Origin of the sequence: Bacillus sp. 103mf (assembly GCF_900116295.1) — a bacterium.
Taxonomy (GTDB): domain Bacteria; phylum Bacillota; class Bacilli; order Bacillales; family Bacillaceae_G; genus Bacillus_A; species Bacillus_A bruguierae.
Genome location: NZ_FPAF01000026.1, coordinates 1 through 22816 on the forward strand (window position 1 = coordinate 1; position 22816 = coordinate 22816).

Here is a 22816-nt window from a genome sequence, read left to right on the forward strand (position 1 = left end):
CTCTAGCGCCGATGGTAGTTGGGACTTTGTCCCTGTGAGAGTAGGACGTTGCCAGGCAAAAACCTAAGTCGTTTTGACTTAGGTTTTTTTGTGTTTAATAGTACTGCTGAAACGAAATATCGTCTTTGATTTAGCACAGTACAAATTAAATAAACAAATGGTTTTAATCCTATTTTACTTAAACGCCTTAGGAAGATAATGACTGCTAATATTCATGAGTTTTTTCTTATAGGTCTCACCATATCAAAAAAAGAGGATGCTCTCCGTCTAACATAATGATTCTTATTATTATAAATGTAATGATAAGAATGCAAAAAACGATTCTTTTAATATAAAAAGAATCGTTTTTTAGTTTTACCCTCTAATGGTATTTCATAAAGGTAATAAGAAAACTGAAGTACAATTACCACACTCACTTGAGAGCGTTAATTGTAATCTTCGCAGCTTGGGCGATAAGCTCGTTATTATAGGTAGCATCCTTTGTATCACGACTGGATAGAATTGCAATGATAATTGGTTCTCGATTTGGTGGCCAAACGATGGCAATGTCATTTCGCGTTCCGTAGCTTCCAGCCCCGGACTTATCACCGACTTCCCATCCTTTTGGTACGCCAGCACGGATCAGTTGGTCTCCAGTAGTGTTTCCACGCATCCAATCCGTGAGGATTTTACGCTTATCAGTTGGGAGTGCATTGCCAATTGTGAAAGCCTTAAGATTAGTAGCAAGTGCTTTTGGTGTACTTGTATCACGGATGTCCCCAGGAGTAGCTTCGTTCAGATCTGGCTCAAAGCGATCAGCCATGGTAACCCTATCACCAATTTGTCTGAGCGCTTTTTCAAACCCATTAGGACCGTTTAATTTTTTTAATAAAAGGTTCCCCGCTGTATTATCGCTGTAGCAAATAGCAGCCTCTGCAATTTCTCCAAGAGTCATACCGGTATCCACGTGTTTCTCCGTAATTGGTGAATACGTAACTAAGTCGTCTTTTGTATAGGTGATAACTTCATCTAGTTTGTCGATTGAGTTTTGCTGTAGAACTGCTCCTGCAGCCAGAGCTTTGAAGGTTGATGCATAAGCAAACCGTTCATTAGGTCGATAAGCAACTGTTCGATTTGTACCGGTATCAATAGCATAGACACCAATCCGAGCATCAAACTTTTTCTCGAGTTGAACTAACTCTCGATGAGTCGCATGATTTGTATGTTTTGTTTGCTCTGTTTTTTCTTTTGCTTCCACCTGCAATGGTTCACTTGTAAAGAGTGTTATACTTGCAAGACTTAAACTTAGTATGCCAACACACATCCCTATTTTTAGCATCCTTGTACTTTTCAAAAAAATCAGTCCCTTCATCTTTTGTAATACATAAAATGGATGTCAAATTAGGTACAATGTATCCAATTTGAGTACCAGTTTTTAAAATTACATTTAATAGACAATCTAAGTAGTAATTTTGTTCCATAATTTATAAAAAAATAATTAATTTTAAGATAAAATAGAATCTACATAGAGGAGGGTTTTATGTTACATATAAAAACAAAAGTATGGGCCATCTGGGCAATCTTTTTTATTCTAAGCATCATTTTTACGATTTTATTTACAACGAATTTTATTTCGTTTTCTATCACAACCTCTTCACCTAAAAGAGGTAAAATTATTGATCAAAACGGAGTAATACTAGCTACAAATAAAGAAGTGAAATCTTTGTATTACGTTTATGATAATGAATGTCCAACTAATCAAGACACAATGAAATTAACAAGTTTTTTAAATCAATTTTCATCTATATTTCATCATGACATCTCTACGGATGATATAAAGCTACAATTACAAAAGTCTTGTAAGCAGTACAATAAAAATGAAATACTATTGTACTCAGGCATAAATGATAATGAATTGACCTTTATAAACAAAAACAAACCTCAAAATGTAATTATGAAAAATGAATGGATACGTGTTTATCCACAGCATGAAATCGCTTCACAAGTAATTGGATATGTAGAATCTGAAAAAAACAACTCTTATTCTAATTATGTTCCTGCTGGTAAAAATGGAATTGAGCTTCAATATGAAAATGATCTAAAAGGAATACCAGGAAAAACTTTCATATTTAAAATTAAAAATAAAAAATTCTTATGGAACATACAAAATCCTCAAAAAGGAAAGGATATTCAGCTAGCACTAGATTTTAAACTTCAGCAGAAAACAGAAGAAGCTTTAAGGGATCAAGTCAAAAAAATACCCGATGCTAAGAGTGGTTATGCTGTAGTGGTAGATGTAAGAACAGGAAAAATATTAACTATGGCTAACTCTACAGCTTTTGATCCAAACGTACTAAGTGCACATTTCCCATTGCCTGAAAAAGAAAACATAAAAGTACTCTCACAAAATAAAACGATCCAAAAATTAAAGTACGGTGAATCCTATGTAAATATGGCATCAACAATAAAGCCTCTTACTATTTTAATTGGGTTAAATGAAAAGCTGTTTCAACCTGCTGATACTTATTTGGATATGGGTAGTTTTCAATATAATGATCAGAATAATATTGCCAATGCTGCTGGGACTCCAACTGGTGAAATTACACCAAGTCAGGCTATTATTAATTCATCCAATACATTTATGACAGCAAAAGTGGCGATTCCGTTATTTAACCAAAATAACGGAAATTTAGAAAAAGTAGCAAACATTTGGACAAACTATTTAAAACAATTCGGCCTTCGCTCTCAAACTGGGGTTGATTTACCCTTTGAAGAAGACGGGCAATATCAATTGCATGTATCTAGTAAGTTTGAAAGTGGAATTTCTGCTTTGTTAAATGCTTCTTGGGGAGGAAACGAGGTGCATACTCCTATTCAACTCGCTCAATATGCAGCAACCCTTGCAAGTAAAGGCGATAAATATAAACCTCAAATCGCAAATGCTATTATTGATAATGATGGTAAAGAAACAAAAAAGTTTAAACCAATTTTAGAAAGTTCAAATCGTTATCCTTTGAATTTCTGGAATGTCTTGCAAGATGGAATGAGTCAAAATATACAAGAGATTAAAAACTTGGCCTTTGATGTTGCAGGTAAAACAGGAATAACAGGTTCGCCAAACGAACAGGAAAAAGTTATAAATCATGCTCTTTTTATCGCATATGCTCCTGCTAAAAATCCGCAAGTCGCTATTTCTGTCATTATTCCTGGCGGAGGTTCTGGAAAAAATCATGCTGCTCTTGTTGCATCTAAGGTTTTATACGATTGGGATACCCTTCAAAAAGAGAATAAAAAATAAAGAGAAAGGTTCACTTTATCGAACCTTTCTCTTTTACCATAAAGAATTTATACTCTTTATTTTCCACGTACCATCATTATGTTTTTCGAAAATAAAAGAATACTCAATATCAATTGAAATATGATCTTTCTTCACATAACCGGTGTAACCATTCATCGTAGTTATTCTTATATATCCATCATTGTTCGCTTTGTCCGAAACCCAAGCTTTTACCATTTCATTAGACACCTGATTTAAAACTCGCGAATCAGGTTTTGGTTTATCAAAAACTTTTGTCTCTTCACCAATTACCGTTGCATATAAATAACGTTCCTGCTTTGTTTGATTCCCTTCTACCATCCCACTAGGTATTTTATATAATGTTTTCGTATCATTCACAAATTCTCCTCCCATTGTAAGGGCTACTTGTAACTCATGAAACATATTTTCATCAAATTTCCACTCATTTTTGTTATACTGTTCCCCTTTAAAAACAAATTCTTCCTCCAGGGCTTCATATAAATCATTCTTATTTTTGAAACTCGTGATTGTATTTAATTGATTCATAAATTGTTTTAGTGATTGATCTTGATTAGATTCATCTTTCATCTTCACTTCAATTTGAGTGCTACTTTGTACAGGAGGTTCGTTTTTTCCGAAGAAAAATTGTTGGGAGTGAAACAGCAAAACTGTACAAACAAGAACAAATGCAACAGTGGCTAACTTTTTACGGAATGTTTGACTATACTTAGGCCGATTTCTCTCTCTATTTTGGTATGTAGATTGTTTTATCTTATAAATGAATTCCTCTTCGTCTTGACGCTGTCTCATTGGTCCATTTTTTAATTCTTTATACCAATTCGGCTTATTATTATTATTCATACCGTTTATCCTCTCCTAATATTTTTGAAACTCGTGTACGAGCTCGGTGTAGTCTAGACTTCACAGTTCCAATCGATACTCCTAGCGTTTCTGCTATTTCACCATAGGATAATTCATATTTTGCATCTAATATCAATATTTCACGATATTTTTTAGGTAAATTTAGTATTACGTTCCAAATTCCATCCATGTCCTCTTTGTTGAAAAATTCTTGCTCTGCTGATAGATACTTCTTATCGTCCCTAAAAAAACTTACTAAAGAAATTCTCTTGAAATAGGAAGACTTCAAATAATTTAGCGCTGTGTTCCTTGTAATTTTTAATAACCACGTTTTAACAGATGATTCATTTCGAAATGAATGCCAATTTTCAAATGCCTTTATAAATACATCTTGCGTTATATCATCAGATAAATGCGTGTCTTTCGTAATAATAAATGAATAATTCCATACATCTTGCCAATGTTTTTTTATAACGTAATCAAATTCATCATGATTGCAATTTTCAATAACCTTATGTTTCATCTCGACACCTCAAGCTCATTTGAATAAACATAAAAATTTCCCCTCATTTTTTATAACTAATCTAATATATAGACAAGATAATAGTTTCATTTGTTCCCATTAAAACTAATTATAAAGTTCCTGGTAGTTATAAGTATAAGGAAGCTTTCATCGTAGGGAAGTAAGTAAAGTAAACGAAATTTGGCAATCAGACATTATGACGCTAGAAAATGAAAAGCTGTTTGATAGTCGGAAATTACGTGAGATGGGTGGCATGGGACGATTAATTTGCAGATCAAGAACGTAAGAAAATTTATCATAGACAGGCTGAGGGGATTGCAGTAGCTAAATCTCAAGGTAAACATTTAGAGCATTTTCAATTTAATCTTTAAAACTATATAGATAGAAGGAACGTATTTTAAGTAGAAAAACAAAGAAATAACTGGAGTTCAATTTATAGAATGGTTAGAACTGGAGAAAAATATTTTTTATAAAATAATAAAGAAATAGGAAAGGAAACTGAATTAGAACCAGCGCTAGTCATGGCTATTTTTATACATGCTAACTATATATTGGCGGATATGATTTTTACCTATCCGGTACAAATTATGAGTACAACCCTTCTCCTTGTATTTAGAAATTCTATTTCCTACATGAGTATGGATCGTTATATCTATAGGAAATGGAGAAAGCGTGAAGAAGCACTTTTGGAAAGGATATGGCACTATTTATCCCACTACTTTAGGACCAACTCAAGAGTCAGAGAAAGCGAAGAAGATAGGTGGGGGATAACTTGCCCGTAAGAGCCCGGTTAGTTTTACTTTATTGTTGATGTATGTCAAGTGGACTGAAAAAGAGACGTTTTTTCATTTTTATTATAAAAACGAGTTGCCTTGCAAAAATGTAAAAATATCTGCAAGTAATCTTTTAAACTTAAGCATACTGATACTAGTACTCTGTGATTAGTATGTAAGCAAAATAAGAAATCACAAGGCTGCAAAGCGTTTCTTTAAGAAAGCTTTGTTGTCTTGTGATGTTTTTAAAACGTATAGCTTTTAAAAGTTTACTTGCACAAGTATTCATTTTCTTTGCATTAGAATCATGTTTGGATATTATAAAACTCAAGATTAATAAACAAGTTCTATATTTTTAACCCTTATGGTTCTGGTCTGATTCTTTAATAAAAGATAATTGATTCGCTCCTAGTAGTTGTATACCAATTATTAAGGTTAACATGATAAACATGATACTAGCAAAAAGCCAAAAAGAAATATGAACAGGATAAGTATCCATGCTATGTCCAATCATAATAGGAATTAAGGATCCACCAAGCCCGTTCATGGCTAATAATATACTAGTTGTTTTTTCTGTCTGGCCAGGAAAATATTGATTGGTAATAATTAAAGCAATGGCAAACATTGCTGCCATACTTAAACCTAGCAAGAAGCAAAGAAAGAAACCAATCCAAATATTGTTATTTAAGCCGAAGGCTATAAGAACTAATAACCCCCCAACGTTTATAAACAGTAAGAATGAATTATAGGTGAATTTCTCTGAAATGCTCCCTGTTAATGCACGGCCAATTACCATAGCTAGCCAATAAGTTGTTACAGTTACAGTGGCTAGTGAATTTGAGATACCCCATTCTTCTCTAAATATTGAAGGTAAAAAATGAACAATAGACACTTCACTCCCACCATAACAAAAGAAATAGATGGCTGAAAATATAATAATGGGAATTGTTTTTTTGGTGTAAGAATTCCTCTTTTGATTAACGGGGGAAGCATCCGTTTTATTTTTAATAAGATACTTATCAATTGTGCCAAAAGATGCTAGTCTCCACCCCAGCATAACAAGGAATGAAGCAATACCTAAAAGAGAAAATGCGTATTCCCAGATACCGTTACTTATTAAAAAGCTGGAGAAAAGAGGCATAAACAATGCCCCCAATCCAAATGCAACTTCTAGTTTCCCCATTGCCATAGCTTGTTTTTCTTGAAATGTTACTAAAATAATAGTACCGATACAAGATTCAGCTAATCCGGCACCATATCCTGCTAATGCAACGAGAGGGAAGAGTAAATGCCAATCTGGTAAAAAAAATACAAATAATTCTAGACTAATTAGAAACAATCCAATGACTACAACACTTTTTCTCCCCAGTTTCTGAACTAAAAAAGGCATACTAATTACACCAAGCAAAAAACCAATGAATTGACTAAAAATGAGCACGCCACCATTGCTATAGTTTTGGTTATAGTGATTTAGTATTTCAGGTAGTAGTGCGCCAATTACAACTAAAGTAAAGGCAATGATCATATAAGAAAAAAAACTAATCCATAACAAACGGTTTTTCAATTATATCGCCCCCTTGGTAACAAGTATATTTTTATAAGATTGTGAAGCTAGTACAGGTTAATTGTTTAACAATTTCTAATTATACTAAAAAATAACAAAATGTTTTAACTATTTTATTAATTGTAATTTTCTCAATATGTTTACGTTATTTTAACTTGTGATGAGAGTGTTTTACAAGATATTATAAATTTGTTATTTAATAACATTTGTTTAAGTTGTAGCACTTATGAGATGCAATCATACTTCACTATTGGCTCGTTAGGAGGGCCCCCTAACGTAATGAGTATGCTCATAATTTTTATTTTGACATTACTAAAATAATAGGAGTGTTGTAAAGATGAGTGGTAAAGTTAAAAATTCAACAAATCCTGATAGCCTTTACTATAAAGTAGATGATGTTGTTATGGAGAGAGGCGAAGGAATCTACCTTTATGATCAGGATGGGAATAAATATTTTGACTGTGCATCAGCTACATTTAACTTAAATTTGGGCTATAGCAATAAAGAGGTAATTGATGTAGTAAAAAATCAAATGGATAATCTTATACATGTTACTTCTTCTTATCAAACAGATGCTGTAAATACTTTAGCGAAAAAGCTTGTTGAAATTTCTCCCAGTAATTTGACAAGGGTACACCCAAAAGTTAGCAGTGGTTCAGCAGCAAATGAGGGCGCTATTAAAATGGCACAATATAATACTGGTAAACGTGATGTTATATCTTTATTTCGTAGTCATTTGGGACAAACTTACATGATGTCAGCACTTTCTGGAAATGCTTTTCGAAGAGAGCCATTTCCTCCTCAATTTTCATTTGGATTACAAGTGCCAGACCCTTATTGCTTGCGTTGTTTTTATAATCAAAAATCAGATTCTTGCGGCATGCTATGTGTTGAAAGAATTAATGATTTTATTGAATATGCCAGCACGGGGACTGTCGCTGCAATTATAGTTGAACCGATATCTGGTAATGGCGGGAATATAGTTCCTCCTAAAGGCTATTTTCAGGCACTAAAAAAATTATGTGAAGAGCGTGATATTGCATTAATTTTTGATGAGATACAAACTGGATTTGGTAGAACAGGTAAAATGTTTGCTGCTGATTATTTTGATGTACAACCAAATATGATGACTGTTGCAAAGGGATTAGGTGGAACTGGATTCCAGGTAGCGGCAATTCTTACTGAGGAAAAGTATGTGGGCATGCCTGGTCATCATCACTCATTTACGTATGGTTCAAACGTAATGGCTTCTGCAGCCGCTTGTACTACAATTGATATTTTACAAAGACCTGGTTTCTTAGAAAATGTGACTGTGGTAGGTAATTATATTATGAAGCGTTTAGAGGGAATGAAAGAAAAATTTAAGTTTATTGGAGATGTAAGAGGAGTCGGGTTAATGATTGGAGTCGAAATAGTGAAAGATAACAATGAACCTGATGTTGAGCTTACTAATTATATTGCCAAACGTGCTATGGATCACGGCATAATTATTCGAACATCAAGATATGGCTACGGAAATGTATTTAAAATTCGTCCACCTCTTACTATTACTCTGAGCGAAGCTGAAGAACTGTGCTATAGATTAGATAGATTACTGGAGGAGATAAAGTGAAAAACTACATTATTGAGTTGGGGAAATATGTATATCATAAAGTGAAGAATCAAAAGGGAACTTTAAAGAATCGTATAGTAAATGGGTATTCTCCAGGTGGAGATGCCCAATTTAATATTGATGAAGCGGCAGAAAATGCAGTTCTTGATTATATATTAGAAAAACAAGAGCCTATTGTATTTTATACCGAAGATGGTGGTTTGAAAACTTTTGGAGAGAATCCGAAATACATTCTAATTGTAGATCCAATTGATGGTACTCGTCCTGCAGCAGCAGGTCTAGAAATGTCATGTATATCTATTGCATTAGCAAAGTACAAAGATAATGCGAAAATTAAAGATATTGAATATGCTTTTTTAATGGAACTTAAAACAGGAAATTATATGTATGGTGATATTTTTTCAAATTCTATAGAATTTGAAGGGTATAACAGTCAATTACCAAATTTAAGCCAAGACAAAGAAATTAAAAATATGTTTTGGAGTTTTGAGTTTAACGGTCATCCTACTCAATTAATGATAGAGTCCTATGGTCATTTAATCGATGAATCTGCAAACAATGGTGGGGTATTTATATTTAATAGTGCATCATATTCCATTTCAAGAATTATTACAGGACAGATGGACGCCTATGTTGATATTGGGAATAGATTACTTAAAGACTCTCCAGAATTATTAGATGACTTTCAAAGAGTAGGAAATGGCCAAGTGTTACATTTATTCCCATATGATATAGCAGCAAGTGTATTTTTAGCACAAAAAGCAGGGGTAGTTATTACTGATGCATATGGGAAATCTTTAGATGAAACATTGTTAACAGATCTTAGCTATCATAATCAACAATCATGTATAGCAGCTTCCACCAAAGAATTACACCAAAATTTATTGGAACAAATTAATTGGAAACGGAGCGAAAAAAAATATGAAGGCATTGGTATGGACTGAAAATAAGCAATTAGAATATAAGGAAGTAGAAGAGCCTAAAATACAAAAAAATAATGATGTAAAGGTCAAGATATATGGGACTGGAATATGTGGAACTGATTTAAATGTATTAAAGGGAAAAATGTATGCTGCACCAAACATGGTTATGGGACATGAATCAGTTGGTGTAGTAGTTGAAGTGGGGGAAAATGTAAAAAACGTAAAGGTAGGAGATCGCGTAGTAATTGATCCTACTCAATTTTGTGGAAAATGTTATTATTGCAGAAAAGGATTAACATGTTATTGTGAAGAATTTGATGATTGGCAATTAGGAATTGGTTCCCATGGAACATTTGGAGAATATTATGTTGGAGAAGATCGATTTATTTATAAATTGCCTGAATCACTGGAATGGGAAAGGGCAACTTTAATCGAACCCCTTGCTTGTGTTCTTAGTGTTATAGAAAAGGCAAACATAAAACCCGATGAATCAGTGTTAGTCTTAGGATCAGGACCAATAGGATTGTTAGTCCAATTAATTGCGCGTAAGCTTTCTAGAATTACAGTCGCAACAGAAATTGGTCATTTTAGAACAGAGGCAGCCAAAAAAATAACTAAATATGTGTATCATCCTCAAAAGCTGTCTTTAGAAGAGGTTCTCCGTATTAATCAGGGAAGAAAATTTGATGTGATTTTTGATGCGATAGGTAATCAACTCGAATGGGCATATCCACTGATTGAAAAGGGAGGAAGATTGGTACCAATGGGGTTTGATGACACTTATGAGTTTACGGTCAAACCTTTTGAACTCTTATCAAAAGGTATTACAATTATAGGTACAGGAGAAGCACATCACATGATGGAAAAAGCTTTATCGTGTGCAATAGATTTACCGGAATTATCGAACTTAATTACAGATAAAGTATTACTTGAAGACTATAATACCGCTATTGGAGATCTAATAGGTATTGATCCAATTACTAATGAAAGAAAAGATATTCAGTCTATAAAGACTATATTAGTCTCCGAACCTGGTGTTATATAGAGAATAAGAAATAGTAAAAGGAACCTTGTAAAAGGTTCTTTTTTTATTTGTCTTTCATGATTATTTAATGGTAGTAAGGTGTATTTTTGTATTTTATGGTCCTAAATTAGATGAGCGAGTAAGGCCCTTCACCTTAAAACAACAAACGATTCTTGGCAAGTCGGTGAGACGTACGTGAAAGTCAAAGGCCAATGGATGGCCCTATATCTTGCAGTTGATTTGGAAGGAAATACGATTCGGCTCGAAATCTATTATCATCTATGTTCTTCTTCATATATTTGCGCCATAACCAAAAATTGTATTTCTCTACAAAAGTTATAAATTTCAAAAAATTTATAATTATAATATACAATTGCAATTAATTTGTATTTATTACTCTATTTATATTGGGATTTTATTACAAGTAATAATTGTTTCAGTATAAAAATACATTTATTTAAAAAAATGTAATATTTTGTCTAATAATATATATATACGTTGTCTATATACAGACGGTAGAATCTGGGATGTAAGGGTCTCTTACACAAATAAATAAGGGGGTCAAAAATATGAAATTAACAGGGATTATACTTGGAACTGCAATTGGATTAGGAGCTTTTACTACAACAAACGTGAGTGCTGCTGAAGTAGAACAAACAAAAGTAGAGAAGGCGAGTGTACAAGTGGAAGGTCATATACTACAAAGTACGCTGAAAGTGAATCAGCCTTATACATTAAGTGGTGAAGTTGTGAATGTAGTTTATGGTAATTCTCAACATATTAAGTTAAATAGAAAACAAATTCATTTCACACAACCAGGGACATATGTGGTTCAAGCGAAAGGGTGCTTAGGTACAGTTGACACATATATATTTAAGGTTACGAAATAAAGCAATTAAGTTGAGGCTAATACTGCGATTTTGAGGAAAGTTACATTATGTTTTATTTTGGATAAGCATCTCAATAGTAATGAGATGCTTTGTTCTATCGAGGAAGTCATCTATTTCTTTATTCATAACGTTCCTATATGATTTATTGACAGGTGTTCCATGATGTTGAGTCATGATTAGGTATGAAATGAATGCATATTCTTAAACGTCATTTGATCGATTACAATCCACCTGTTTTTTTTCAGCTTCTTCTATATTCCATTCATCTCCCCAAAAAAGTGTAACTGTATCTTCAGCTTGCAAATTTTGATTAGCTTTTCCTCTCGTTGTAACTTCTTTATCCATTTCGTTTAAGTTTAGTATTGAAAGTTCAAATTCCTTTTCTAAATCATTTCGTTTATTAGTAGTCATATAATATCTCTCCTATATAATGAAATACTTATCATACACAATGATAGTATGTCTATTTTATGTAAGCCTATACTTTACAAGCGCCGTGATTAGGCATTTGTATGAATGATTTAAGGACGCAACACATTTGCGCCTGAGCTTCAGATAAATACAGTTTATGAGCACATAAAAAGGAAGAGAGTTTTTATAATTCTCCTCCTTTTTAAGGGAAACTTTCATGTTCTTTAGTTGTTCAGTTCATTAGAAAATGCTGTAGAACTTACCCGTTCTATTATAGAAATATTACACATATAAAAATATGAAATATTGCATAATTAAATTTATTGATATAAATAGAAGCGCTAGCTATAATAAGAGTATAAAGATTTATTACATCTTAACATTCAAAAAAGGGGGGAAATAATATGGCAATCGCAATGGCAGTTTTGAAATTTTTAGGTGGAGTACTTCCATTAGTTCAAGAACTTTTAAAAGCATTTATGTAAGTTTATCATTCAGCAATCATTTATAATAATTATTGTACAAATGATCTGTATATCAAAGAATTGGTGTACAGATTATTTGTATGAGTAAAGTCCTTTTAGATTATTAGTATGAAGGGGCTTTTTTTAGTTTCTATATACTTGGACGATTAATAAGTGAAGTTATGTTAACTTGGAAAAGATAATACAATGCAATGGGGTCTTGCTGCATGCCTATCAAGCTAAGGTCTTGAAGTACCCCCTAAACGAAAATTTTACTTCTCTACAGTTAGTTAATTATAAGATTCCATCTCATCTTTTCGTTTTGGGATATGATTTTGTCTTACTTTGATAGCGATCGGTCTGTATCCCTATAAATATGAAAGCAAACGACTTGATCTTATCAAAGTCGTTTGCTTTCATAAAAAAGATAAATATTTTATATCAAAAACAGAATTTTGGAAGATCATAGGTCTTTCTTACGGTTGAAGTTTGTATACTGAAGGATAAGTAACGCAATCATAGCTCCAATCAATGCGCATAACATATCCCACTGTGTATCCCACACATCTCCCTGTGTTCCGAGAAATGCTTCTGCCCCTGTTCCTGTTAATTTTGCAACTATAAATTCCAATAATTCATATAGTGCACTAAATGCTAGGCAAACTGAAATTACAAGTAATCCTAACCATCCCTTTTTCTGAATTCCAACTACTTTGATAAGTACTTCCCTTGTTATTAATGCTGGTACAAATCCTTGCATGAAATGCCCTACACGATCGTAGTAATTTCTTTCTAAATCAAAAGTGTCACGAAACCAATTGAAAAATGGTACCTCCGCATATGTATAATGACCACCAATTAGTAACACCATCATATGTAGCCAAACAAACATATATACACTTTGTGAAAATTGAAATTGGCGATACGTAATAGCTAGAATACATACAACTATAATAGCCGGAAGAACTTCCAACCACCATGTAAATGTATCTTTCGGGTGTATTCCAGATAAAATGAGACAAAACCAAAAGCTAATAAAAAATATAATATGTATTCGAGAAAACATATTATATACTCCTTTTTACTCACATTTCATATGTGAATTATTTATAGTATATAGTTATAGAATCAGGTGCTAATGTTTTGTCTATACTAACATTAAAATCAATTGAATACTAGACTAGTTGTCTTATTGGGATATTGTTATAACTAAAGTAAATAATGTGTACTTTGGTATGTGCATTATCCAAAAAGTAAAATAACCACTAGTATTTTTAATATTCTGCAGGTAATCAAAGAGGAGTTATGATGGGAATTGTAGTTTCATCATTTTTAGGTGGAGAAATCCTGTTAGTAGCGGCTCTTTTAAAAGTGTTCATATAATCTTTACTCTATTGGGATAGATTTAAAATATACAAAAAACAGCTTGAATAGGGTATTTCTAATTAAAGATAAGGGAGTTCTATTGTTTACTGATGTGGTGAGGCAATATATAAATCATTTCCGTGCCCCTATCAAGAAATTCTATTTGTATATGCTTATTCATTTTCTTCTTATATAGGTGAAATAATAAAAAGTTAGCATAATGCTAGCTTTTTTTGTTACCTACCAGGCTAAAGCAAACTAATAAATAGCTAGAAAGAATTATGACTCATATTTTCTTATTCAATGATTGCCTTTTGTAAAATTTGCTCTTGATTTATCATTACTACTTTATATTTCCTTATATAATTTTTTTATAGATTTGCAAGGCTTTTGTAATACTTGCGTAAGTGTTATGTGAGATTTAATAGATATGATGAAATTAAGTTAATTAAAGAGTGCTTTCTTAAAAATATTTTATTGCTAATAGATGTTCAAATTATATAAAGGAAATTTGGAGGGAAACGAAGATGAAGAAATTAAAACCCGCGTTTAGTGTAGTAGGAAGTTTAACTATGGCTTTAACACTAGCTTCTCCTGCCTTAGCAGAAACGAGTATTCCAGAGAAAGGAAGTAAAGTTGAAGTCTTTAAAGAAGATGCAAATGCAAAAGAAGGAAAAAATCCTGTTTATGGTCCTGATGATAAAGTAGGAAAGCTGGTTACAGAAAATATTCAGGTTGAAAATAATGATTGGGATAATGATGGTATCCCCAATGACTTAGAAAAAAATGGATATAAAATTGAGTTTAATCAACAAACTGGAAAAAACGAAGCCCGGGCATGGGATTCTGAGAAAGATAAAGGGAAACTAAAATTTATATCGAATCCTATGAGCGCAAATTCAGATGGTGACCCGTTTACGGATATGTATGAAGTTGAGAATTATAACAATGATTCTGATATTGACTTTAACCCAATAGTTGCCAATATCCCCAATCTACAAATTGGTGTTAAACGAATTGAAGTGATTCCTATTGCAACTATTACTGATTCTAATGGTGGATCTATCAGCAGGGGATGGGAAAAAAGTGTATCTACACAACATTCATTTAATGTAGGTTTAACTGGTACAGGTGGCGCAGAGGGTTCAGCAACCGGTCCTGTTCCTTCTGGAAGTGTCTCAGCAAATGTTGGATATGGATATTCAAAAACAACTACCGAAACAGAGCGTTATTCAAATGATATTGATTGGTCTACAGCAACTACTGTAGATACAACAAAAGCAGCAAAATTACGTGTACATCTAGAATATAAAAATACGGGTACAGCATCAGCTGAAAATGTTTCGCCCCATTTCAATATTCGTTTAGGAAACAAAATTATTCAAACTGTAAAGGCAGAACAAAATCGTTATAAGGCAAATTATTTAAGTACAGAAAAAGGTGGACGGGATAAAACAGAAGTAGTAATCGACAGTTTAGAGGGACAAGCAGATGCGAATATTGTTTTATCATTGGATGAATTAAAAGCTGTTGAACAAGGGGAACTTCTTTCGATTGAAGTTTTACCTACAAGTACAATGGAGTTATCTGCCATAAAAGATGGAAAAGTTGAGAAATTTGGAGATTCAGGGATATTTCAAGCTAGAGTAAATGCAGCCACAGAACAATTAGAAACAGACATTGGAAATAAACCAAAGTTTAATATATATACACCTAAAAACCCTGGTAATCCTGTTTTATCATATAATGAAGTTTTTCGACATGCAAATATAGATACGAATAAAGTGAATCATATTGTGGATAAGGCTAAAGGTAATAAACTCGTATCAGTGGTTTCAGCTACTAATCAACCTGATGTATTGGAAGGTTTAAAAACGGGGCAGAGTAATCGCGGTTATTTACATAACGACTCTACTCACGGTGCTTTTGAAAACTTACAGCCACCAACATTAGCAAATAGTAGTTATGATCCTATTACGAAAAAGCTTCGTGCATCAATCGTACCTGGTTTATTTGGGGCAAGTAATGAAATCACTGCTTCCTTCAAAAATAAGAAATCAGGCCAGGTGCAACAAGTAAAACTAGTTAAACATCAGAATAGCTACTTATATGAGTCTAGAGAAAATATAAAGTTAAATGAGTTTTCTCCGTCAGAAGCAGTTACATTTGAAATCAATGATGCACTAAAAAAATTACCTACAAATAAGGTCTCTACAGTTGTTAATTATAATAAAGAATTTGATAGTTATCTGTTAGATGAGTCAGGTGAATTTATTGTAGAAGGAACTCCTTATTTTGTCAGTGTCGGTTCAGGTAACAATAGAAACCCTTACGATTATTGGGGGCGTATACACGCCAGTAATAAATGGGAGTATCTAGGGAAGGCTGACTCTAAATCTGCAGCTAGCAGTATAGTTATTGAAAGAAGCGGACAGCCTAAACCTGGGAAACCGATTAAAAAAGATGAAGAGGTATTGATTAAATTTACAAATACTGCTTATTCAAATTATCAATATTTAAAACTTCAAGATGGTTATGTTCATTTAGACCAAAAACAAAATGCAAGTATTTTTAAAATTAATCCTGATTCATTCGCTACTACTAATACCACGAGTCGATTTTTTATAACATCTGATGGTAACTATATAATGACACACCGAAAGAATTATAAGAGTTATCTATCATATGAAACTACAGAAATTAAGCCAAATGCATCTCGTTATACTTATAATTGGAGACTTACAAGATGATGTTCTCGGGAGAGGTTTTCTATCATGCTGGAAAATCAAATAGAGGTTACCCGAGATGTTAAAAGCTCTTCACTTTATGTGATTGTTAATAAATTCTGTAATTCATTATACGGCGAAAAACCGAAATCTGTCTTCAGATTTCGGTTTTGTTTATATAAAGTATGAACGGTTTTAATCCCTTTTATCGCCTTTGAATCATGATTAGGTATGAGATTAATGAATATCAACTTTTTTAAAATAGAATAGTGTTGCGAGAAACCCGATAATAGCTGTAGCGGCAATGGCAACGTAAGAATATTCTGGAGGATATGTCGGTTGCAATTCGTTATTTACTATATCTAGTGCAGCTGTCCAAGGAAACAAATCTTTGTGTTCCGAACTTGCAGTTAGAACATTTACCATTGCTACAACAATTGTTAATATAATAGGCGGAACATAAGTCTTCATTACAAGAGTTAGCAGTACAATAGGAGAAGATAAGATAAAAAGGAATCCACCGCCTAGTAAAAATTTCACTAAAAATTGAAAAGATAAAGGGATGCTTAATCCAGGGAAACCTCCTAATAACCCTAATAGTAAAGTTAGTCCCCATGCAACTATAGTTAGAATCATAATCCAAATAAACAGAAGGGCGAATTTGCTCATAATAAAGTTAAAACGTGATACAGGAATGGTTAATAAATTTTTTAATGTATTTTCTGTGTATTCACGATTAAAGAGATAAGCGGTAACGACTCCGTATAGAAGGACTCCCATAAGTAAAATAGTATACATATTTACATTAAGAAAAAGGGCATCGAAACTCGCGGGTGTAGCAGATGGTTTTGTTTTCATTTCTATATAAAAGGCCAAAACGATCATAAACGGTGCTACCGCTGCCCCAATCATACTAATCAAGAACATATTAGAGCGTTTCAATTTTAATAGTTCCGTATATAGTAGATTAACCAATTGTCCCACCTCCAACCAATTTGGTGAAATAATCTTCTAATCTGTCTTCACTCATCATAATTTTTAACACTTCAATATCGTTTTGAACAAACATTTTATTAACCTGTCCTTGTTGTCCGAAATGAGAATAAACGCGAATATTTCCTTCATCATGTACTTCGTAATCCAAAATACGAAATTGTTTTTCTAAAAGCATTGCAGCTTTATTATCGTCATTTACTTGGAATTCTAAGTATTTACGATTTGTTTTTCGAAGTGCATCAAGAGAAATTTCTTCTAATAACTTCCCTTCATGAATAATCCCCATGTGATCTACTAACTGTTCGACCTCAGCTAAAATGTGGCTGGAAATTAATATCGTTATGTTTCTTTCTTGTGCTAAAGATTTAATGAGTTTTCGCATTTCTTTAATGCCAATTGGATCTAAGCCATTTGTCGGTTCATCAAGTATTAATAGTTCCGGATAATGGAGAAGGGCTCTTGCGATTCCTAACCGTTGTTTCATTCCCAAAGAATATTTACCCACCAGTTTTTTTGTTTCGTGCTGCAGGCCTACAATTTCTAATGCCTCTTCAATGGCATTCTTTTTATGCACTCCGATTATCTTTGCGTTAATTAATAGGTTCTCTCTTGCAGTAAGGTTTTCATAAAACCCTGGAACTTCAACGATAGAACCAATTCTTCTTAAAATTTCTTTTTGGTTTTGGAAAAAATCCTCCCCGAATATTTCGATTTTTCCGCTTGTAGGTTTTATGAGACCTAGCAGCATTCGAATTGTCGTTGTTTTACCTGCACCGTTTCGTCCAATAAAACCGTAAATCTCTCCTTGATTTACATTTATATTTAGATGATCTACTGATTTTTGTTTGCCATAAATTTTAGTAAGATTTGTTGTTTTTATAATTGCACTCATTTTGGAACACCTGCTTTCTATAACCTCTTACTTACATAATAAAAAGGAGGATTTAACTGCTGCTTAATCATTTCTTAACTATTTCTTAAAAGTAGTTTGTTTAGGAATGGAAAAGCCAAAGGTAGTTTTTTTCCATGGAATACTTTCCACCCATATGTCTCCGCCATTTTTTTCTACGAGAGCTTTTGCAATAGCGAGTCCTAGGCCACTTCCGCCATACGAAGCATTCCTTGATTGGTCACTTCTATACATTCTTTCAAATACGTTTTCTAAATCGTTATTTGAAATTCCAGGTCCTTTGTCCCAAATGAATAGTTGGTACTCGGAAGTGGTTTCTAGTAGTTCTATTCCCACTATCTTTCCAGCTTTCCCGTAATATATCGCATTTTTTACAAGGTTACCTATAATTCGTACAAGACTAAGGTGATCTGCTGTAATAGGGCAAGGTGTTTCTGGAATATGAACTTGTAATTCTATGTTATGTTTTGAGAGCTCAGGTAAAAACTCAATGAGAGACTCTCTAGTAATCTCAGCAAAATCGAGAATCTCTTTCTTTAGGGGGAATTCATCTGCATCTAGCTTGGCCATATTAAATATTTGATCAACTAATTGTTTTAAGCTGTTTGATTTCTTTGAGAGTATTTCAAGATATTCTCGTTTTTCATCTTCTGAAGCAGCAATCCCATCTTTTAAAGCATCAACATATCCAATAATGGAAGTAAGAGGTGTTCGAATATCATGTGAAATACTAGATAAGAGTTGTTTTCTGGTCTCTAGAGACTTTCTAGCTTCAACTTGTACCTTTTCTAGTTCTGTAATTAATTCATTTATAGAAAAAATCACATCATCCAACGAGTTATCGTTGGTCGTGTATAACCTTGTATGTAAATTTCCGTGAATTGCTCGTCGCAAGCTAACAATGATAGATTTTCGGCTCTTTATAAAATGGATTCTTATAAAGAAAAGTCTTATCGTTATAAGAAATAATGCAGTAAATAAAATGAGTTTACATGTATGACTCATTTCAGTGAGCAGAAGTATCATAATGATGATAAGCTGAAGTGAAATAAGATAGAGAACTTTATCGGTTTTCATCTTTTTCACCTACAAATTTATAACCGATTCCCCACACAGTTTGAATAAATTTAGGATTTGAAGGATCCGTCTCGATCTTCTTTCTAAGTTTTCTAATATGTACCATAACTGTATTATCATCTTCTATATAGTTACTGTCCCAAACATTACGAAAGAGTTGTGTTTTCGTAAATACTTGTTCGGGACTGGAAGCGAAAAACTTTAGTAGTTCTAGTTCTTTTGCGGTTAAAGATATTTCTTCTGCACCTACGGTAACTGTGTATTTTTTAAAATCAATTGTCAGCCCTTTAAATTGAAGGAGTGCTTGTTCATGAGAATTAGCGTCGCTTCCTAATACTAAAAAACGCCTCATAAGAGCTTTCACTCGTGCAACTACCTCATGAATACTAAAGGGCTTTGTAATGTAATCATCTGCGCCTATACTTAATCCTAAAATTTTATCTACTTCATGATCTTTAGCAGTAAGCATTAATATAGGAATGTTCGTTTGCTCCCTAAGCCTTTTGCATACTTCGATCCCATCTATTTTCGGCATCATCAAATCTAATATGACTAGGTTATATTTGTTTTGCCTAAATAAATGAAGAGCTTCTTCGCCGTCGATTGCTATATCTACTGTATAGAATTCTCTCTCAAGATACTTTTTTAACAAATCTCTTATTTCTTTTTCATCATCTGCTATAAGTATGCGAACGGTTTCCATCGTTTCACCTGCTTTTAAAGTGTAATTTGGTTGTGTAAACAAAACTAATTATATACCATTAATTGTTAAAATAAGGAGATGTGAGTTCGGTATTTTATGTTTTTGAATATTGGTTAACTACTTCCAACGCTTTTTCCCGTACAAACTGTATTAATTCAGCAGGCTCCTTTATTAATATTTCCGCTCCAAGACTAAGGAAAAGCCCTCCGATAAAAGGGATATCTGACTCTCTAAATTTCTCTTCAATTATTCCCGTGCCATTAGAGGTAATCTGAATCCATTCTCCAATAGGGTGAGGATCTAGCATTTTACAGCCTTTTTTAGTTAGTGTTGCTCGTAAAGTAAGTTCTTTTGATGCTGCTTCTGTTTGATTTAACCATTGTTGTATGGTCATATCTACTGGAAGTGGCTCTGAGAAATCTTGTTGTATTTTGAGTGAAAGAATCCGATCGACTCGAAATGGTACATTTCTTTTTCGTTTATAACAAAATGCAGGAGAGTACCATAAGCCGTTAGCTAGAATAATTCCATAGGGAAAGATTGTTCGGATTGAATACCCCGAACGAGATTCATATTCTATTTGAAGGTGTTTTTTGTCTAATGATGCTTGGAAAAGCTCTTTGAGGTAATGGTTTTTAAAGCTTCTTTTCGGAGAATCTATAGCTAGTCTATCTTGTAATGTCTCGATTTTTTGAAGCATCTCTATAGACATTTTGGAACGGATTTTAGTAAGAGTTGATATATTTTCTTGTTGAAAAGGCCCATCCTCTAAAAGTTGATAGGACAGAAGTAATCCTGTAGCTTCTTCTGGTGTTAATGATATAGTAGGAAGTTTTTGTTCTCTTATAAGGGTGTATCCACCATTTGGTCCGGTAGAAGAAAAAAGAGGAACTCCCATTTCGCTTAATAGTTGTAAATCTCTAAGTATCGTTCTTTTGGATACTGAAAACTCGTTTGCTAGCTCTTGAGCAGTAAAGCGATGTTTTGTATTTAGTGTAATTAATAGCTCTAATAATCTCCCTGTTCTAGACATAAAAATATCTCCTAGTATTAGTGACGTGGTTTGTCACCAATATACGATAAAATAAATGCGAAGTCACGAAGTTCTCTTTATGAACTAGGGAGAACAAAAGGGGGAATAAGGAATGAAAGAATATATGGTAAATGCAAAAGGAGTAAAAATTAAAGCGTATGAGTACAGCCAGAACGGTGAGCCAATTTTGTTCCTACATTATATGGGAGGAAGTGCAGCCATTTGGCGGAGTATTATTCCAAAGTTAACAGAAGAATATCGAGTAATTGCGATCGATATAAGGGGACATGGAGATTCGGATCATCCTCAAAAAGGATATCAGCTTGAAACTTTGGTGGAAGATGTTCGAGAGGTGCTGGATGTTCTCGGTATTTATAAAACTCATATAGTAGGGAGCTCACTTGGATGTTATGTTGGGACAATGTTTGCATCGATGTATGCAGATAGAGTTATTTCATTAGTTAATTCTGAAGGTGCTTTAGTTAATCACTCAGGACCTGGGGGCTTGCATACTGAATCTAAAGAAGAGTATTTAAATAAATGCTTTTCTAATCCGGAGCAGGAGTTTGATTCAAGGGAAGCGCTGATCCAGTATATGAAAAAGAATTGGGTGCCGTGGAATAAGGAGAGAGCTCTAGTAATGGAGGATTATAAACCACGAAAACTTCAAAATGGAAAAGTGATGTTTGTATCCAAGAGAGAGAACATGAGACAGATTGCGGAGGATCTGTATGATCGCAGGATAGAAGAGTGGTATGATCATGTCCAATGTAGAGTGTTGTTTCTTCCGGCAGAAAAAGAAGGTGATCTTAATAAGAAATTAGCATTCATAAAAAGTGTTGAATATAAGTTAAGTGAAAGTAAAACAGTTATAATTCCTGAATCGTCTCATGCTATGATGTTTGATCATGCAGGGGAATTGGTTCGTGAAATTAAGGGGTTTTTATAAGTTAACATAATTGCACAGTAGTTTAGCAATAGAGGAATGTTATTAGGGTAAAAAAGCTTTTCTCTATTTCATTAAAATATTGAGTTAACGTCCGTTTTATATGGGGTCTCTATAGATTTACTTCATAAGTTGAATAGTAAGAGATAATAGGTTCATACACCTGGAACTTCATATAAAACATACTAAATAATTGTTCTATCCGGTCTATTTAAATCCATTTTGATTTTTTAGCATATAAGTCGCAGTTATACAAAATAATGAAGTAATGGAGGATAATAATTAAAGTTTAAAAAAGTTATTGACTATTATTATATAGAGGAGTAATATTATACGAGTCGCCGGTGAAACAAAGTAACTGCGATAAACGAAATGAAAAACTTAGTTGACATTGAATGACTGAGATGTTAACATAAGGAAGTCGCAATTGAGCGACAGATAAGTTCTTTGAAAACTGAACGAAACAAACAACGTGAAACGTCAATTTTTATTTATGATGCTAGACAAACTTTATTGGAGAGTTTGATCCTGGCTCAGGATGAACGCTGGCGGCGTGCCTAATACATGCAAGTCGAGCGAACCGATTAAGAGCTTGCTCTTAAGAAGTTAGCGGCGGACGGGTGAGTAACACGTAGGTAACCTGCCTATAAGACTGGGATAACTCCGGGAAACCGGGGCTAATACCGGATAACATTTTGCACCGCATGGTGCAAAATTGAAAGGCGGCTTCGGCTGTCA

At 33.4% G+C, this 22816-nt stretch carries 17 protein-coding genes, 1 rRNA gene and 5 pseudogenes; 11 read left to right on the top strand and 12 right to left on the bottom strand.

All coding sequences use genetic code 11. From position 1 onward, the window contains the following. Positions 1-412: 412 nt before the first annotated feature. A complete protein-coding gene (bla, locus tag BM350_RS24840; protein ID WP_090919692.1) occupies positions 413-1351 on the bottom strand; it encodes a class A beta-lactamase in 939 nt (312 codons plus the stop codon). Positions 1352-1519: 168 nt separating this feature from the next. Here bla and BM350_RS24845 point away from each other — a divergent pair. Then, a pseudogene (locus tag BM350_RS24845) lies at positions 1520-3293 on the top strand (penicillin-binding transpeptidase domain-containing protein); the annotation flags it as partial. Positions 3294-3310: 17 nt separating this feature from the next. On the opposite strand, the gene BM350_RS24850 reads toward BM350_RS24845, so the two are convergent. Continuing rightward, positions 3311-4138, bottom strand: coding sequence for an anti-sigma factor (locus BM350_RS24850; protein ID WP_090919686.1), 828 nt, complete (start codon positions 4136-4138; stop codon positions 3311-3313). Continuing rightward, on the bottom strand, positions 4131-4661 hold the full coding sequence (locus BM350_RS24855) for an RNA polymerase sigma factor (protein ID WP_090919683.1): 531 nt from the start codon (positions 4659-4661) through the stop codon (positions 4131-4133). The genes BM350_RS24850 and BM350_RS24855 overlap by 8 nt, the downstream gene beginning before the upstream one ends. A gap of 184 nt (positions 4662-4845) precedes the next feature. On the opposite strand from BM350_RS24855, the pseudogene BM350_RS27770 reads away from it, so the two are divergent. Next, positions 4846-5150: pseudogene (locus BM350_RS27770) on the top strand (recombinase family protein); the annotation flags it as partial. A 639-nt stretch (positions 5151-5789) separates the two neighbouring features. On the opposite strand, the gene BM350_RS24860 reads toward BM350_RS27770, so the two are convergent. Beyond that, a complete protein-coding gene (locus BM350_RS24860) occupies positions 5790-6998 on the bottom strand; it encodes an MFS transporter (RefSeq protein ID WP_090919681.1) in 1209 nt (402 codons plus the stop codon). A 337-nt stretch (positions 6999-7335) separates the two neighbouring features. Between BM350_RS24860 and BM350_RS24865 the strand changes: the two genes are divergently transcribed. The 5 genes and pseudogenes from BM350_RS24865 to BM350_RS24885 all read left to right on the top strand — a co-directional run bounded on the left by BM350_RS24865 (position 7336) and on the right by BM350_RS24885 (position 11447). Further along, positions 7336-8610 carry an aspartate aminotransferase family protein gene (locus tag BM350_RS24865; RefSeq protein WP_090919679.1) on the top strand — a complete coding sequence of 425 codons (1275 nt, stop codon included), beginning with the start codon at positions 7336-7338 and terminating at the stop codon, positions 8608-8610. Then, on the top strand, positions 8607-9554 hold the full coding sequence (locus tag BM350_RS24870) for an inositol monophosphatase family protein (RefSeq protein ID WP_090919676.1): 948 nt from the start codon (positions 8607-8609) through the stop codon (positions 9552-9554). The genes BM350_RS24865 and BM350_RS24870 overlap by 4 nt, the downstream gene beginning before the upstream one ends. Next, positions 9532-10578, top strand: a complete 1047-nt coding sequence (locus BM350_RS24875) for a zinc-dependent alcohol dehydrogenase (RefSeq protein ID WP_090919673.1) — start codon at positions 9532-9534, stop codon at positions 10576-10578. Before BM350_RS24870 ends, BM350_RS24875 begins: the two co-directional genes overlap by 23 nt. Before the next feature lie 94 nt (positions 10579-10672). Continuing rightward, positions 10673-10815, top strand: a pseudogene (locus BM350_RS24880) (DDE-type integrase/transposase/recombinase); the annotation flags it as partial. A gap of 311 nt (positions 10816-11126) precedes the next feature. Then, positions 11127-11447 (top strand): hypothetical protein, encoded by a 321-nt coding sequence (locus BM350_RS24885; protein WP_090919670.1) that lies wholly within the window; start codon positions 11127-11129, stop codon positions 11445-11447. A 201-nt stretch (positions 11448-11648) separates the two neighbouring features. On the opposite strand, the gene BM350_RS24890 is transcribed toward BM350_RS24885, so the two are convergent. Beyond that, complete coding sequence (locus BM350_RS24890; RefSeq protein ID WP_090919667.1) at positions 11649-11858, bottom strand: hypothetical protein; 210 nt, start codon at positions 11856-11858, stop codon at positions 11649-11651. 298 nt (positions 11859-12156) lie between these two features. Here BM350_RS24890 and BM350_RS28115 point away from each other — a divergent pair. Further along, a pseudogene (locus BM350_RS28115) lies at positions 12157-12343 on the top strand (hypothetical protein). A 442-nt stretch (positions 12344-12785) separates the two neighbouring features. Here BM350_RS28115 and BM350_RS24900 read toward each other — a convergent pair. Further along, entirely contained in the window at positions 12786-13388 is a 603-nt protein-coding gene (locus BM350_RS24900) for a DUF2238 domain-containing protein (protein WP_090919664.1), read from the bottom strand. An 826-nt stretch (positions 13389-14214) separates the two neighbouring features. Between BM350_RS24900 and BM350_RS24905 the strand changes: the two genes are divergently transcribed. Beyond that, complete coding sequence (locus BM350_RS24905; RefSeq protein ID WP_090919661.1) at positions 14215-16437, top strand: binary toxin-like calcium binding domain-containing protein; 2223 nt, start codon at positions 14215-14217, stop codon at positions 16435-16437. A gap of 74 nt (positions 16438-16511) precedes the next feature. On the opposite strand, the pseudogene BM350_RS27775 reads toward BM350_RS24905, so the two are convergent. The 6 genes and pseudogenes from BM350_RS27775 to BM350_RS24935 all read right to left on the bottom strand — a co-directional run. Beyond that, a pseudogene (locus BM350_RS27775) lies at positions 16512-16622 on the bottom strand (IS6 family transposase); the annotation flags it as partial. A gap of 28 nt (positions 16623-16650) precedes the next feature. Continuing rightward, complete coding sequence (locus BM350_RS24915) at positions 16651-17388, bottom strand: ABC transporter permease (protein WP_090919659.1); 738 nt, start codon at positions 17386-17388, stop codon at positions 16651-16653. Further along, positions 17381-18301: an ABC transporter ATP-binding protein gene (locus BM350_RS24920; RefSeq protein ID WP_090919656.1), complete on the bottom strand. Its 921-nt coding sequence runs from the start codon at positions 18299-18301 to the stop codon at positions 17381-17383. The genes BM350_RS24915 and BM350_RS24920 overlap by 8 nt, the downstream gene beginning before the upstream one ends. A gap of 78 nt (positions 18302-18379) precedes the next feature. Further along, positions 18380-19396 carry a sensor histidine kinase gene (locus BM350_RS24925; protein ID WP_090919654.1) on the bottom strand — a complete coding sequence of 339 codons (1017 nt, stop codon included), beginning with the start codon at positions 19394-19396 and terminating at the stop codon, positions 18380-18382. After that, complete coding sequence (locus BM350_RS24930; protein ID WP_090919651.1) at positions 19383-20099, bottom strand: response regulator transcription factor; 717 nt, start codon at positions 20097-20099, stop codon at positions 19383-19385. The genes BM350_RS24925 and BM350_RS24930 overlap by 14 nt, the downstream gene beginning before the upstream one ends. 94 nt (positions 20100-20193) lie before the next feature. Next, positions 20194-21132, bottom strand: a complete 939-nt coding sequence (locus BM350_RS24935; RefSeq protein ID WP_090919648.1) for a helix-turn-helix transcriptional regulator — start codon at positions 21130-21132, stop codon at positions 20194-20196. Between the two features lie 112 nt (positions 21133-21244). Here BM350_RS24935 and BM350_RS24940 point away from each other — a divergent pair, with 112 nt between their 5' ends. Further along, on the top strand, positions 21245-22081 hold the full coding sequence (locus BM350_RS24940) for an alpha/beta fold hydrolase (protein ID WP_090919645.1): 837 nt from the start codon (positions 21245-21247) through the stop codon (positions 22079-22081). 507 nt (positions 22082-22588) lie between these two features. Then, positions 22589-22816, top strand: a 16S ribosomal RNA gene (locus BM350_RS24945); the annotation flags it as partial.

Bases quoted from the DNA above. Each gene is read 5' to 3' on its own strand.
- BM350_RS24905 (WP_090919661.1), top strand. From the start codon at position 14,215: ATGAAGAAATTAAAACCCGCGTTTAGTGTAGTAGGAAGTTTAACTATG.
- BM350_RS24930 (WP_090919651.1), bottom strand. From the start codon at position 20,099: ATGGAAACCGTTCGCATACTTATAGCAGATGATGAAAAAGAAATAAGA.
- BM350_RS24920 (WP_090919656.1), bottom strand. From the start codon at position 18,301: ATGAGTGCAATTATAAAAACAACAAATCTTACTAAAATTTATGGCAAA.
- BM350_RS24900 (WP_090919664.1), bottom strand. From the start codon at position 13,388: ATGTTTTCTCGAATACATATTATATTTTTTATTAGCTTTTGGTTTTGT.
- BM350_RS24935 (WP_090919648.1), bottom strand. From the start codon at position 21,132: ATGTCTAGAACAGGGAGATTATTAGAGCTATTAATTACACTAAATACA.
- BM350_RS24940 (WP_090919645.1), top strand. From the start codon at position 21,245: ATGAAAGAATATATGGTAAATGCAAAAGGAGTAAAAATTAAAGCGTAT.
- BM350_RS24885 (WP_090919670.1), top strand. From the start codon at position 11,127: ATGAAATTAACAGGGATTATACTTGGAACTGCAATTGGATTAGGAGCT.
- BM350_RS24925 (WP_090919654.1), bottom strand. From the start codon at position 19,396: ATGAAAACCGATAAAGTTCTCTATCTTATTTCACTTCAGCTTATCATC.
- BM350_RS24855 (WP_090919683.1), bottom strand. From the start codon at position 4,661: ATGAAACATAAGGTTATTGAAAATTGCAATCATGATGAATTTGATTAC.
- BM350_RS24850 (WP_090919686.1), bottom strand. From the start codon at position 4,138: ATGAATAATAATAATAAGCCGAATTGGTATAAAGAATTAAAAAATGGA.
- BM350_RS24890 (WP_090919667.1), bottom strand. From the start codon at position 11,858: ATGACTACTAATAAACGAAATGATTTAGAAAAGGAATTTGAACTTTCA.
- BM350_RS24875 (WP_090919673.1), top strand. From the start codon at position 9,532: ATGAAGGCATTGGTATGGACTGAAAATAAGCAATTAGAATATAAGGAA.
- bla (WP_090919692.1), bottom strand. From the start codon at position 1,351: ATGAAGGGACTGATTTTTTTGAAAAGTACAAGGATGCTAAAAATAGGG.
- BM350_RS24865 (WP_090919679.1), top strand. From the start codon at position 7,336: ATGAGTGGTAAAGTTAAAAATTCAACAAATCCTGATAGCCTTTACTAT.